At 41.5% G+C, this 13,999-nt stretch carries 13 protein-coding genes; 7 read left to right on the top strand and 6 right to left on the bottom strand.

Annotated features, from left to right (window positions below):
• The first annotated feature begins 2 nt into the window (after nt 1-2).
• Nucleotides 3-935 carry a Dyp-type peroxidase gene (locus tag ACAY00_RS01440; protein WP_371376233.1) on the top strand — a complete coding sequence of 311 codons (933 nt, stop codon included), beginning with the start codon at nt 3-5 and terminating at the stop codon, nt 933-935.
• A gap of 49 nt (nt 936-984) precedes the next feature.
• Here the strand turns inward: ACAY00_RS01440 and argR are convergent, their stop codons facing one another.
• The gene (gene argR, locus ACAY00_RS01435) at nt 985-1,455 is read right to left on the bottom strand and encodes a transcriptional regulator ArgR (RefSeq protein ID WP_371376230.1); all 471 of its coding nucleotides are present in this window, start codon (nt 1,453-1,455) and stop codon (nt 985-987) included.
• 278 nt (nt 1,456-1,733) lie between these two features.
• Here argR and mdh point away from each other — a divergent pair, with 278 nt between their 5' ends.
• A complete protein-coding gene (gene mdh, locus ACAY00_RS01430; protein ID WP_371376227.1) occupies nt 1,734-2,669 on the top strand; it encodes a malate dehydrogenase in 936 nt (311 codons plus the stop codon).
• Nucleotides 2,670-2,800: 131 nt separating this feature from the next.
• Here mdh and ispB read toward each other — a convergent pair whose 3' ends face one another.
• On the bottom strand, nt 2,801-3,772 hold the full coding sequence (gene ispB / locus ACAY00_RS01425; RefSeq protein ID WP_371376225.1) for an octaprenyl diphosphate synthase: 972 nt from the start codon (nt 3,770-3,772) through the stop codon (nt 2,801-2,803).
• 397 nt (nt 3,773-4,169) lie between these two features.
• Here ispB and rplU point away from each other — a divergent pair, with 397 nt between their 5' ends.
• From rplU to cgtA, 3 genes are all read left to right on the top strand, one after another.
• Nucleotides 4,170-4,481, top strand: coding sequence for a 50S ribosomal protein L21 (gene rplU / locus ACAY00_RS01420; RefSeq protein ID WP_371376222.1), 312 nt, complete (start codon nt 4,170-4,172; stop codon nt 4,479-4,481).
• Between the two features lie 15 nt (nt 4,482-4,496).
• The gene (gene rpmA, locus ACAY00_RS01415) at nt 4,497-4,754 is read left to right on the top strand and encodes a 50S ribosomal protein L27 (RefSeq protein WP_371376219.1); all 258 of its coding nucleotides are present in this window, start codon (nt 4,497-4,499) and stop codon (nt 4,752-4,754) included.
• A gap of 157 nt (nt 4,755-4,911) precedes the next feature.
• Nucleotides 4,912-6,072, top strand: coding sequence for an Obg family GTPase CgtA (gene cgtA, locus ACAY00_RS01410; RefSeq protein WP_371376216.1), 1,161 nt, complete (start codon nt 4,912-4,914; stop codon nt 6,070-6,072).
• A gap of 81 nt (nt 6,073-6,153) precedes the next feature.
• Here the strand turns inward: cgtA and ACAY00_RS01405 are convergent, their stop codons facing one another.
• Both ACAY00_RS01405 and ACAY00_RS01400 read right to left on the bottom strand, forming a co-directional pair.
• Nucleotides 6,154-7,077 carry a CorA family divalent cation transporter gene (locus tag ACAY00_RS01405; RefSeq protein WP_371376212.1) on the bottom strand — a complete coding sequence of 308 codons (924 nt, stop codon included), beginning with the start codon at nt 7,075-7,077 and terminating at the stop codon, nt 6,154-6,156.
• 23 nt (nt 7,078-7,100) lie between these two features.
• Complete coding sequence (locus ACAY00_RS01400) at nt 7,101-7,964, bottom strand: mechanosensitive ion channel family protein (protein WP_371376210.1); 864 nt, start codon at nt 7,962-7,964, stop codon at nt 7,101-7,103.
• Between the two features lie 295 nt (nt 7,965-8,259).
• On the opposite strand from ACAY00_RS01400, the gene folA reads away from it, so the two are divergent.
• Nucleotides 8,260-8,757 carry a type 3 dihydrofolate reductase gene (gene folA, locus ACAY00_RS01395; protein WP_371376207.1) on the top strand — a complete coding sequence of 166 codons (498 nt, stop codon included), beginning with the start codon at nt 8,260-8,262 and terminating at the stop codon, nt 8,755-8,757.
• A gap of 73 nt (nt 8,758-8,830) precedes the next feature.
• Here the strand turns inward: folA and ACAY00_RS01390 are convergent, their stop codons facing one another.
• On the bottom strand, nt 8,831-11,983 hold the full coding sequence (locus ACAY00_RS01390) for an efflux RND transporter permease subunit (protein ID WP_371376205.1): 3,153 nt from the start codon (nt 11,981-11,983) through the stop codon (nt 8,831-8,833).
• A 2-nt stretch (nt 11,984-11,985) separates the two neighbouring features.
• Nucleotides 11,986-13,167, bottom strand: a complete 1,182-nt coding sequence (locus ACAY00_RS01385) for an efflux RND transporter periplasmic adaptor subunit (protein ID WP_371376202.1) — start codon at nt 13,165-13,167, stop codon at nt 11,986-11,988.
• A gap of 347 nt (nt 13,168-13,514) precedes the next feature.
• On the opposite strand from ACAY00_RS01385, the gene ACAY00_RS01380 reads away from it, so the two are divergent.
• Nucleotides 13,515-13,967 carry a TerB family tellurite resistance protein gene (locus ACAY00_RS01380; RefSeq protein WP_371376200.1) on the top strand — a complete coding sequence of 151 codons (453 nt, stop codon included), beginning with the start codon at nt 13,515-13,517 and terminating at the stop codon, nt 13,965-13,967.
• Nucleotides 13,968-13,999: the final 32 nt, after the last annotated feature.

Here is a 13,999-nt window from a genome sequence, read left to right as displayed (position 1 = left end):
TTATGGCTCGAGAACAATTTGGCGTTTGTGCCGAACCCAATTTACACAGTTATTATCTCTTATTTAATGTCTTAGATGGTAAAAACGATTACCTTAGAAAGGCATTATCGCAATTGCCCGATATGGTTGAACAATACAGCCACCAATTTTCTGAGTCCAATTTAAATACGGTCATTGCCATTGGTGCGACCTATTGGGATGACTTCTACCCTCAAGCCAGACCGAAAAACCTACGCCCATTTAGACCTATGGCATCTGACGATCGCATTGCAGTTGCCACCCATTTTGATTTATTTATTGAAATTCGAAGTGATAGAGCCGATGTTAATCATATTGTCAGCACGAAGGTCTGTGAATTACTTAGTGAGGCCGTTGAATTGGTCGAACAAGTAAAAGGTTTTCGCTTTTTAGATGGGCGCGACCTGACCGGTTTTGTACTCGGTTCAGACAACCCCAAAGGCATGCACAAACGCACCGTTGCTTTAGTCAAAGAACATGACGACCCGATTTTTGCCAGTGGTAGCTATGTGCATATGCAACGTTACAAACACAACTTGTCGTTGTGGCAATCGTTAAGCACCAAGCAACAAGAAGATATTTACGGCCGAAGTAAGCGTGATAACATCGAGTACAAACCAGAAGATAAAGCCGAAACGTCCCATTCAGCCAGAACAAACTTAACTGACCAAGATGAACAACCGGTAGAGATATTGTGTCAAAGTATGCCCTATGGTCATATGAAAACTCAGGGGCTATTTTTCTTATCCTACTGTCAAAGCCCAGATAATTTTGAATTGATCCTTCAGAGTATGATTGTCGGCGATGAGCATGGTCATACTGACCACTTACTTAAATATACTCAAGCAGAAACAGGTGCCGCTTTTTTTGCACCATCATTGGACTTCTTAGCGCATTTAGCTGAAAGATCCCAATAATAACAAGACCCTTTTGAGTCTTGTTATTGCACCCCATTAGCCATTGAGCTTATTGAATTTTTTGAAACAACACTTTCAATCTTTTGATCGTGTTGTCTATTTCACTGATTTTAGTTGGGGCAATAAAAATCGTGTCATCTCCAGCTATTGTCCCTAACACACCATCCGATTTGCCCAGTGAGTCCAATAGCCGTGCAATCAATTGCGCCGCTCCAGGGCTAGTATGTACAATGATCATCACGTCGTTACTTTGAATATCGAGAACCAATTGTTTTAATGGACTTTTCGCCGTTGGTACGCCCAGTTCGGCTGGTAGGCAGTAAACCATTTCTTGACGTGCGTTGCGAATGCGAACAGCGCCAAATTTGCTTAACATACGTGACACTTTTGATTGGCTAATATTGTCAAACCCCATACCCTTTAGGGCATCAACAATCTCACCTTGCGAGCCAAACTGTTCTTGTTTTAATAGCTCTTTAAATGCATTAACTAGCGCTTCTTGCTTTTGTTGTAAACTCATAACTTTTTCTATTAGATTATCATGGTTAAATAACCACTATTTATTAATAATTATTCTTTAGGACGAAACAAATTCTAACACCAAATGTCGACAAAAACCGCATAAAAATAGGGTTTAACTGAACATGGTATAGGCATCCACAGTGTAACTCATATTTTCACTTAAGTCAGGCATTAGGGATAAATGCGATGTAACGAAATTGTTTGAATTTTAAAGACTGTTTCTGTATTGTTGTCGAAAAAATAAAGCAAATACTCAACATCCCTTGGAGAAAATCTATGAAAGTAACTGTTTTAGGTGCTGCTGGTGGTATCGGCCAAGCCTTATCATTACTATTAAAAACCCAATTACCTGCTGGTTCTGAATTGTCTTTATATGATGTAGCGCCAGTTGTTCCAGGCGTCGCAGTTGATTTATCTCACATCCCTACCGATGTAAAGGTAGCGGGCTTTGGTGCCGATGACTTAGCACCTGCATTAGCCGGCGCCGATATTGTATTGATCCCAGCGGGTATGCCAAGAAAGCCAGGCATGGATCGTGCTGATCTATTCGCCGTAAACGCTGGCATCATCAAAACCCTAGCAGAGGGCATTGTTGCTAACTGTCCAAAAGCCTTAGTTGGTGTGATCACAAACCCAGTAAACGGCACAGTACCTATTGTTGCTGAAGTGTTTAAAAAAGCCGGCACTTATGACGCCAATCGTGTATTTGGTGTAACCACACTTGATGTCATTCGCTCAGAAGCTTTCGTGGCCGAACTGAAAGGCCTTGATGTAAACAACACAAAGGTACCGGTTATTGGCGGTCACTCTGGCACAACCATTCTACCATTGCTGTCACAAGTAGAAGGTGTTGAATTTACTGATGAAGAAATTGCAGCTTTAACACCTCGCATTCAAAATGCCGGTACTGAAGTGGTAAACGCAAAAGCGGGTGGTGGTTCTGCAACCCTATCAATGGGCGCAGCTGCGGCACGTTTCTGTATGTCTTTGGTAAAAGGCTTACAAGGCGAAAAAGATGTTATCGATTACGCTTACGTACAAGGTAACACTAATGATGCTGAGTTTTTTGCACAACCTGTTCGTCTTGGACTAAACGGTGTTGAAGAGTTCTTACCTTACGGCGAGTTAAGTGCATTTGAGCAAAAAGCCAAAGCCGACATGCTAGCGACTTTGAATAAAGACATTCAAGAAGGCATTGACTTTATGGCTTGATGCCATAGTAATGCATGCTAACACAAGCAAAATGAGCTGAAAAAAATGGGATCTTTAGGATCCCATTTTTATTGGTGAATTTATCCTCGTTTAACGTCAGCGTTTAGCCAATTTTAAACAAGCTATCGAGATTAACCTTTTCGTTCAACTGCAACTCTTGCAAGGCCAATAAGCGCCTGTTTTGATTCACTTTCAGGTAAGATAGATAAAGCTTCAATAGCCTTATCTGCTTCTTGCTCAGCCATTTTTTGGGTTGTTTCTAACGCCCCTGTTTGATCTAAGATCTGCAAAATTTGATCTAGATGATCCATACCATTGCCTAACTCAATCGCTTCACGGATCAACTTGCGCTGTGCTTCATTACCATGCTGCATTGCATGCAATAATGGTAAAGTTGGTTTACCTTCAGCCAGATCATCGCCAACATTTTTGCCCATTTCTTTGGCATCGGCGGTGTAATCAAGTAAATCATCAATTAATTGAAAGGCCGTTCCTAAATGCTTGCCGTAAGCGATCATCGCACGTTCGGCTTCTGCGCTTTGTTCGGTTATTATGGCTGCCAATTGAGTAGCCGCTTCAAATAACTTCGCGGTTTTACAATAGATAACCTGCATATAGCTTGCAACCGTGGTGTCAGGATCATTGCAGTTCATCAATTGCAGTACTTCACCTTCGGCAATAATATTGGTGGCATCTGAAAGTACTTTCATGACTTTCATATGATCTAAGCTAACCATCATTTGAAAAGCGCGAGAATAAAGAAAGTCACCCACTAAAACACTGGCGCTGTTACCAAATAATGCATTGGCGGTCTCATTACCGCGACGCATATCAGATTCATCGACAACATCATCGTGTAATAAAGTGGCGGTATGAATAAACTCAATAATCGCAGCTAACTGAACAGGTGCTTGATCCTGACAATTGAATGCCCTAGCAGCTAGCACGGCCAAAAGAGGACGGATCCTTTTGCCACCACTGTTAACAATATAAATGCCCAACTGATTGACCAAAGCGACATCCGACTTTAATTGCTCAAAAATCAGCTGATTAACCGCTGTCATATCGTCTTTCGCCAACGCTTGGATTTGATCTATGTTCATAAATTTTTTGATTAGATGTTTAGGTTAAAAACTGTTTTTATTAAGAAGATACTGATTACTTATTCTAGCTTATTGATTTTTAATAGTTTGCCAGTAAAAAAGCGTGCAAACAACAGCATCATTTCGATATTTTATATACTTGCTTATAATACCGTGCAGATTGTACACGAAAAAAACACAGAACAAACTTCTATACTAAAATTAAAGTGAATTTCCTCACCATTAAGGATCCTTTTTTGATTGCGGGCAAGCGAAAAGATCCTAGTGAGCAAAAATTAATAAAAATTTAGGCGTTTTTTCGTAATTAGACTTGCCCTAAGCGAATTCTTCAAGTAGAATCCGCGACCTATTATTTTAATTTATGCGCACACAAAACGTTGGCGCGAATGGAGTAGCTATGTACGCGGTATTCCAAAGCGGTGGTAAGCAGCACCGTGTAAGCGAAGGTCAAACTCTTCGTTTAGAGAAACTTGAACTAGAAATCGGTTCAACAGTAGAATTTGAAAATGTTTTAATGGTTGCCAATGGCGACGAAATCAACGTAGGTGCACCTTACGTTGAAGGCGGTAAAGTAACAGCTGAAGTTGTTTCTCAAGGCCGTGGTGACAAAGTTAAAATTGTTAAATTTAAACGTCGTAAGCATTCACGTAAACAGCAAGGCCACCGTCAGTGGTACACTGAAGTGAAAATTACTGGCATCAACGCTTAATAGGAGTTATTCACAATGGCACATAAGAAGGCAGCTGGTAGTACTCGTAACGGTCGTGATTCAGAAGCTAAACGCCTAGGTGTTAAGCGTTTTGGTGGCGAAACAGTTTTAGCGGGTAACATTATCGTTCGTCAACGTGGTACTAAATTCCACGCTGGTACTAACATGGGTATTGGTAAAGACCACACTTTATTTGCTTTAACCGACGGTAAAGTACAATTTGAAGTTAAAGGTCCTCAAAACCGTAAATTTGTTAGCATTATTGCTGAATAATCAGCACTAAGCGAAAGCATTTAAAAAACCTCGCCTTTGCGAGGTTTTTTGTTTTATAGCAATCTCTGTTGGTAAATTTAAACCAATAAACTAATTCAAGGTTATACTTATACCTTCTCATGGATAAGTATATTTGTATGGAGCTTAATGTAAGCTAATGAAATTTGTAGATGAAGTTGAAATCCGAGTAGAAGCTGGTGATGGCGGTAGCGGTTGCGTAAGTTTCCGTCGTGAAAAATACATCGAATTTGGTGGCCCAAATGGTGGCGACGGTGGCGATGGTGGTGACGTATACTTACTTGCGGATGAAAACCTAAATACCCTGATTGACTATCGATTCGAACGATTTCATAAAGCTCAGCGCGGTGAAAACGGTAAGAGTCGTGATTGTACAGGTAAACGTGGGTCTGATTGCATTTTAAAAGTGCCTGTTGGTACACGAGTTATTGATGAAGATACTGGTGAACAAATCGGTGATTTAACCAAACATAAGCAAAAACTTATGGTCGCCAAAGGTGGCTGGCATGGTTTAGGTAATACCCGTTTTAAGTCGAGTACAAACCGAGCACCAAGGCAAAAAACCTTGGGTACACCTGGTGAAATCCGAAACTTAAAGCTGGAATTGATGTTGCTTGCCGATGTAGGTCTTTTAGGCTTACCCAATGCAGGTAAATCGACTTTAATTCGCAGCGTTTCAGCGGCCAAACCCAAAGTAGCCGATTACCCTTTTACCACGTTAGTACCTAACTTAGGGGTGGTTCGACTAAATGCTCAGCGCAGTTTTGTGATTGCCGACATCCCTGGCTTAATTTCTGGCGCTTCTGAAGGTACCGGCCTTGGTATTCGCTTCCTGAAGCACTTAGAGCGTTGTCGCGTTCTTATCCACTTAATCGATGTGTTACCTGCCGATGAGTCAGATCCGGCAGAAAATGCAGTAACCATAGTGAAAGAACTTGAAAAGTATTCACAAGAACTTGCTGATAAACCTCGTTGGTTGGTGTTTAACAAGTTGGACTTGTTACTAGAAGATGAAGCTCAGGAAGTCATTGACCGCGTCTTAACAGCGTTAGATTGGCAAGATGATTACTTAAAGATTTCGGCGTTTAACCGCGAAGGCACGAAAGAGTTAACCGAAAAACTGATGACTTTCATTGAGCAGTTACCCACAGAAGAGGTTGACGAGACTGTGGAAGCGGAAGACGTACAATTTAAGTGGGATGATTATCACGCGGATGCCATTTCAGATTTTGATGATGACTTAGATGATGACGATTGGGATGAAGACGACTACGACGTAGAAGTTGAATACCGCAAGTAATCAGAATCACAACAACAGTAAAAGCCGTATCCATTGATACGGTTTTTTTATCTATTTTTTATCGGCGCAGGTCGTGCTGGGCTACAGCCACTTTTTCCATTTCATCAGTAGCAAAATAAATAAACCGACGCCTAACATAGCCACCATTAAATGAACAAAAAAATCATTATTATCAACCCCAGGTAAGCCACCAACATTCATTCCAAACACCCCAGTTAAAAATGACAAAGGCAAGAAAATGGCGGTGACCAGTGATAACACATACATCCGTTCGCTTTGTTTTTCGGCGATGGCGTAACGCAGTTCATCGAGAATTAAGATGCTTTTTTCTCTCACAACGTCAAGGCTATCTATGTATCTTAAAATCCTATCGGTTTGCTCTTTTATCCGAAAGCTCTGAACTTCATCAATAAAATCACAGTAGTAATGAAACACGTCTAAAGCTTCGCGCTGCGGGGCAATAAAACGTTTAATTTGTGCGGCTTGTTTTCTGATCTCAAGAATCTCGAGTCTATTGACACTATCAGGATCAGAGTTAAGCTGCTCTTCTAATTGCTCCACTCTGGTTTCTATTTCGTCTAATTGCTCGCTTATTTTACTGGTCACTTTTTCAAGTAAGGCACAAAACCACTCGCCCGCATTGCGCAAGACCAAGCCTTTATGTAATTCGTGCTGTAATTCATTAATCGACTTTAATCCCCTGCCGGATTTGGTGGCCGATATAACCAAGTTTTTACTCATCCAAATTCGCAATGACACCATATCATCTGGTTCGGCTGGGCGGTTAAAGTTAATTGCCCGTAAACAGATCAGCAAGCCGTCGTCAATTTTAATGCATCGAGGGCGGGTTTCATCGGCGAGCAACCCTTCTTGAGCGGCAATAGGGATGGCAAGGCTGGTTGTTTCGCTAACCGCTTCGTGTTGTTCAATGACGACATTTAGCCAAGAAAATTCTTGTTCTTGTTGACCAAGGGTTTGACGACTTTCAATGATAGGATCTTGCATAGATTTTACCTTCATAAACGACGCTAAGAACGTGATAGTTTTATTACCCCATCGAGGTGAACATCTCGCTGTGGAAATGCGACCACGATACCTTGGCGATTAAACTCTTTATCAAGTGCAAAGCGAATATTACTGGCCACCGAGCGAAGGCCACCTTCCACTTGCGAGTTGATCCAAAAGTAGACTTCAAATAACAACGCATTGTCGCCAAAATCTTGAAAGAACACTTGGGGTTCGCGACCAAGTTCTAGCAATGTTTCTTCTTGCTCATTGGCAACGGCTTGCATGATCTCTCGCACTTTCTGACAGTCACTCCCATAAGACACCCCTACAGCAACGGTGCCTCGAATAAGCTTATCCCTTAATGTCCAGTTGATCACCGTATTTTCAAGTAACTTACTGTTTGGAATGAGCATATGAACGCCATCCGTACGCCGTACCCGTGTCGATCGCGTATTGATTTCTTCAACAATACCTTTAACCCCTTCCACTTCCAAAAAATCGCCAATACGAATGGGCTTTTCGCCCATCAATATCCAACCACTAATAAAGTTATTAATAATATTCTGCGCACCAAAACCAAAACCTATAGCAATCGCCCCAGATAAAAAGGCAAAAGCGGCTAAGGGTACATTAAGCACGGACAAGGTAGTAATAAAAATAACAGCTAAAACAATGGTATATAAAAGCCGCTGAACTAAATGGATCAAGTTAGGATCTTTGTTTTTAATTCGCATTTTATTGGCCAAAGACGAAATAAAAACATGGGAAAACCAAAAAGACAGCACAATCCATAAAGGAACAGTGAGTAATTCGAGCGTCGTTATGACTTGCTCATTAAAAGTAAATAACGGGTATTGCAACCAGTATTTTATTTGCTCTAACATCAATTATTCCAACTTACTTCTATTATTAACCTGGCATTTTAACGCCAGCAAACTTACCACCATCAGATAGGTTTAAATATGACACAGTTGTTTAAAAATAAGCAAGAAAACAAAGTACTATCAGGCAATTGGCTCTATTTACCGAATCGCGAAATGGCCTCACATTAACCGTTTAACCGGTCTCTTAACAACCTACAAGTAAGTGATAATTTGGGTGTTAGTTGCTAGATTGGACCTGGCTATTGTGTTACTTTAGCCTTCATTTTATAAGTCTCATTAACACTAAGAAAACGCTATGACCATTCTTTCAATGATCGTTGCCCATGCCCACAATCGGGTCATCGGTAAAGATAATCAAATGCCGTGGCACCTGCCGGCAGACTTAAAATACTTTAAACAAACGACCCTCCAGAAGCCTGTGATTATGGGCCGAAAAACGTTCGAATCGATTGGCTTCCCGCTGCCTGGCAGACGCAATATTGTGATCAGTCGAGATCCAAGTTATCACGCCGAAGGCATTGAAACCGCCACTTGTGTTGACGATGCCTTAGCACTAGCCAACGGCGTCGACGAAATTATGGTTATCGGTGGTGGGAGTATTTATCAGCATTGCCTAAAAGCGGCTGACAGGCTTTATATTACCGAAATAGACCTTGAGGTCGAGGGTGATACATTTTTCCCTGATTATAATGCTCAGGACCAATGGCAGTGTGTTTCACAGCAACCGCACCCAGCAGATCAACAAAATCCGCACTCGTATAATTTTAAAGTTTATGAACGCAAACATTCATAAATGAAAAAAATAAAAAAGGGCTAATCAGCCCTTTTTTAATGCTTGCCCCGGGTTAAAACGGGTCAGTAAACGATTATGGCTGCTTCACAAATGTGCTGTCAGTCAATGGTTGTTTTTTCCCTGTAAATAGACGTTTGAATAAGCCTTTAATGTCTTCAATAAAAATGTACAGACATGGAACTAAAACTAGCGTCACAATGGTAGCAAACAATACCCCATAGCCTAACGAGATCGCCATTGGCACTACGAGCGTCGCTTGCATACTGGTTTCGAGCATAATAGGGACAAGACCAATAAAGGTGGTTAACGAGGTCAGTAAAATCGCTCTAAAACGATTACAGCCGGCATCGATGACCGCTTGTTTCGCCGATAAGCCAGACTTTCTTGCGCCATTAACATAATCAATCATCACCAATGAATCATTAATCACGACGCCCGATGCAGCGATTAACCCAAACAAAGAAAGCGCGCTCAAATCATAGCCCATAATCATATGACCAATAACCGCCCCAATAAAACCAAATGGGATCACCGACATAATGATCAATGGCTGTGAATAAGATTTTAATGGGATCGCCAACAAACTAAAGATAATCAAAAACGAGATAATCAAGTCTCGGAACATGGTATTGGCACTATCAATTTCTTCTTGAATGCGCCCCGATAATTGACTATTTACCTGAGGGTATTTTTGCAAAAGCTTGGGAATAAAGTTACTGCGAATGTCTTTTGCTACTTTAAAAGGCTCGGCTTGGTCAGCATCAATTTTGGCCCAAACATTAATGGTGCGATTACCGTTCTCACGACGAATTCGGCTTTCACCTTGGGTGACTTCAATATCAGCGACTTCAGACAACGGTACTTCACTGCCATTTGGTGTTTGAATTAATACATCATCAACATGACCAATCGAGCTGCGTTGTTCCAGAGGATAACGTACCATTACTTTGACTTCTTCGCCATTGCGTAAAATACGCTGCGCTTCCAGGCCATAAAAACTGTAGCCAACTTGCGAGGCGACATCGGCAAGGGTCAAGCCCAAAGAATATGCAAGAGGTTTTAAACTAAATTGCACTTCTTTGGCGGTACTGGTGCGAGAATCGTTAACATCACTAACCCCTACTAAGGAATTAAGTTTTGTTTTTAATTCTCTAGCGGCTGCCATCAACTGCTCATCATTATTCGATTCAAGACGAAAACTGATATCGCCATCGTCCATATCGGAACCAAACAAACTGTCTTGCGTATCCAGCTTTTTGACCCCTGGGATCTGAGGTAAATTAGCACGCCAACGCTCTGCAATTTCAAAAGTATTTAGTGGTCTTAGCTCGGGCTCAACCAGTTTCACCATCACTTCTGCATTCGTACGACTACGAAGGTCAACCTGCATGTCTGAAATCACTTTTTGGCCAAACTCTTGCTCAAACTGTTCATCGACTCGATATAAAGCTTGTTCAATGGCTTGCGCGGCTTCTAAGGTTGCTTGTTCAGAGCTGTCGACATTCATTTCAATCTTAATACGTGGAAAGTCATGCGGAATTTTAGGCTGACCAATATAACGTGCAAAGCCCGCTTGAAATAACCCAACACAGATAAAGATAAACCCAATAAACAGCGCAACAATAGCATAACGATAGCTTACAGCTTTGGTTAACATAGGGCGGTAGTGGTTTTCAATCAGGCTTTTTAAGCGTGAATCAAGGCCCTTTCGAGCTCGGTCTAATGGGTTCTTAGGATTGAACTTTTTCACTTTCATCCCGGCTAAATGCGCAGGTAGAATTAACTTAGATTCAATAAGTGAGAAAATCAGACACAAGACCACCACAAAACCAATTGACTGACCAAAAGCAGCCGATGGACCATCTGATATAGTCAAAGGTAGAAAAGCCGCGATGGTGGTTAAAACACCAAAGGTTGCTGGCATCGCAACGCGTTTTACGCCGCGAATGACGTTATCAACACTTTGCCCTTTCGCTTCAATTTCACTGTGGGCACTTTCCCCCATCACAATAGCGTCATCAACAACTATCCCAAGTACCAAAATAAAGGCAAATAAGCTGGTGATATTAATGGTGACATCTATCATTTCCACCGGCAGTAATAATAGGGTTCCCAAGAAACACACTGGTAAGCCCATCATGACCCAAAAAGCCAAACGTACGCGCAAAAACAAAGCCAGCATTAAGAAGACTAAAATAGCGCCACTGGCCATATTGCTGAGCATCATATCTAAGCGCTCTTGCAAGTATTCGGTCATATCAACCCAAGTTTCAATGTAGACACCAGGTGGGAGTTCTTGCTGTTTATTAGCAATAAATCTTTTGATCACCTTGGCGACATCCGTGATTGACTGATCTTTGGCCGCGCCAACAAAAAAGGTTACCGAATTTTTACCATTAAACTTTTGATATTGAATACCTTGCTCAAAATCATCCGTAATCGTTGCCAATTCGCCAAGCAACACTTTACTGCCATCGGCGCGAGTCAGCAGGGGTAGTTGTTCAAATTCATGACCTAAATAGGCTTGATTCTCGACCCGCAAGTTGATGTAACCATTTTCCGCTCTAATTTGTCCAGCGGACATATTGCGCGACCAGCTACGGACCGCTTGCGCGACATCATTAAAACTTAAATTGTATTCTCTAAGCTTCTCTTTGCTGACCTCAATGCCTATTTCGTAATTTAAACCTGAGTAATACTCGGAAATATTGACCGTCGGTAATTGTTGAATTTCTTTGTGAATAGTACGGCCTAAATCTTTTAACTGTTTTTGCGACAAGTCACCGTATAAACTGATATAGCCAACTTCTTGACGCATTTTAATACGCTCTACCGTAGGTCGCTCCATGCCTGCGGGAAATGACGAGATCGAATCAATTTGTGATTTTACTTCTTCGAGAACGATCTGAGGATCGTAACTATCGCTGACCCGAAACCAACCAGAGGATGAGTTTCGACTGGAGTTTGTGATCACCCTTTCTAAGCCTTGCACCGATTCAATGGCTTGTTCCACTTTAATGGTGATGCCCTCTTCCACTTCCTGCGGTGCAGCTCCCGGATAAACCGCGCTATATCGCAGCCAATTGATTTCAATCTGGGGGAAGAACTGTTTACGAATGGTGCCCATGGTCGCTAAACCACCAATGATGATGATAACCATCAATAAATTAGCCGCCACCGGATTACGGGTAAACCAGGCTATAATGCCCTTATTGGTATCGATCATTATTATTCACCCTTTAGTGCTAGCTGTGACTCTTGCTGTTCAGATGGCTTCTCATCCAAGACATCGACCTTAGACAAGGCCATACCAGCAACAGGGAAGTCTAACGCCGAAGTGATAATTTCATCGCCCTGTTCAAGTCCTTGGTTAATCACCACAGTCTCACCTTGTTGACGATAGATATTGACCTCACGATAAGCCAATTTGCTGTCTTTATCTAAAATAGCGACTTTATTATCATTAACCAAGTAGCGCGGTATAACGACAGCAGCATCAAGGTATTGACCTTCAATAAAAGCACTTACATAGGTACCGTAACGAATTGGCTGCTGTTCACTGTCGCGCGCGTACGGATCTTCAATTTGGGCAACGAGGTAATTCATTCTCGAGCTTTCATCAATCACCCCTTCAGTGCGAACGATTTTTGCTTGCCAGCGAGACTCAATACCAGATGAGGTAGTGACTAGGCTAACGTTTGTACCAATGCCTTGATTTTTTAAATACTGAAGTTGATTATCGGCAACCGGTAAGCGCACCTCAGCAACCGCCACATTGAGTATTTTGCCCATCATTTTGCCTACGCTAACATACGATCCCAAACCAATTTCACGACTGGCAATAATGGCATCATAAGGGGCTGTAATTTTGGTTCTCTCTAGGTTTCTTCGTGCTCGTTTTACCGCAGCTTCGGCAGCTTTGACTCGTGCTTTTTCTTGCGCTAATTGCGGTTTACGCAAACTTAGTTCGGTGGGCTGAGTATGTTGAATTTGCTGCCATTCTTTTTTGGCAACCTGACCTTGAGCTTGTTCAAGCTCTAAAGACGCTTGGGCTTGAGCTAAATTCGCTTCGGCATCGATTAAAGCGGCTTCGTAATCACTTGGATCAATAACCGCTAACACCTGCCCCTGTTCGATAAAACCTCCTCGAACAAAGTCATCTGATATAGACATTATTTGACCGCTCACTTGCGCAACTAAATCGGTTTCGTATTTGGGCTCAATAATCCCATAAGACTCTACCTTTAAGGCAAGACTGTCTACATCGGCCGGTGTCACCGATACCAGTGGGGTTGTATCAACTTTATCTTTTTCAGCCGGTGGCTTCTTTAAAGAAGACAAACCAGCGGCAATTGCAACTGCCGAAATCAAAATGACAATGGGTATAATTATTTGTTTTTTTGTAGCCATAGCTCACCTCAGGGATTTTTTTCAAGCTGTATCCTAAACGCCTTGTGATCAAATGTAACCATTAAATGTGTAAACTGATGTTACAAAAAATACATAAACTCATTTATTTGGTTAACAATGACGTTAAAAAACCAATTTAAAATACAAGGGCTTAAAAAATGGCTAAAATTATTACGGCTATTGTTGGACAGCGTGTTAGCTAAATTCAGATGTTATATGGGCACAACAATGAAATAGATCACCCATGATTGCTTTAATCACACTATTATAAGAAGATGAAATATATCGGCTTATTTATATTTATAAGATATTTTAAATTCTTTTGGCAACTTGATGGTGAGAGTTAAATGATCGAAAAAATCACACGTTTTTTTAAAGACTTAAATAAACAGCAAAGCCAAGACAATTTGTCGGTTGAAATTGCCACGGCGGTTTTATTATTTGAAGTCATGAAGGCAGATCAAGAGCATAGCGACCATGAGAGAGCTCAAATCGTCGCTATTCTATCGCATCAGTTTTCACTTACCGAACCACAAGTTGATAACATTATTGAGCTCGCGGAGAAAGAATCTGAACATGCCCACGACTACTTTCGCTTCACCTCAAAAATCAACCACCACTTCCCCTTATCTAAGCGGATTTTGATGGTTGAAAGGTTATGGCAACTTGCCTATGCTGACGGCAAACTCGATGTAATTGAGGAGCATACCATTAGACGAATTGCAGACTTATTGCATTTACGTCATGACGAATTTATTCAGTGCAAACTAAAAGTACAAGATCAGCACAATAGTCGTTAAATAAATTCCCCTACGTGCTAGAATAAGCGCGA

It is taken from the genome of Thalassotalea sp. 273M-4, from assembly GCF_041410465.1.
GTDB lineage: Bacteria > Pseudomonadota > Gammaproteobacteria > Enterobacterales > Alteromonadaceae > Thalassotalea_A > Thalassotalea_A aquiviva.
This window is presented reverse-complemented; position numbering and strand designations above follow the sequence as displayed.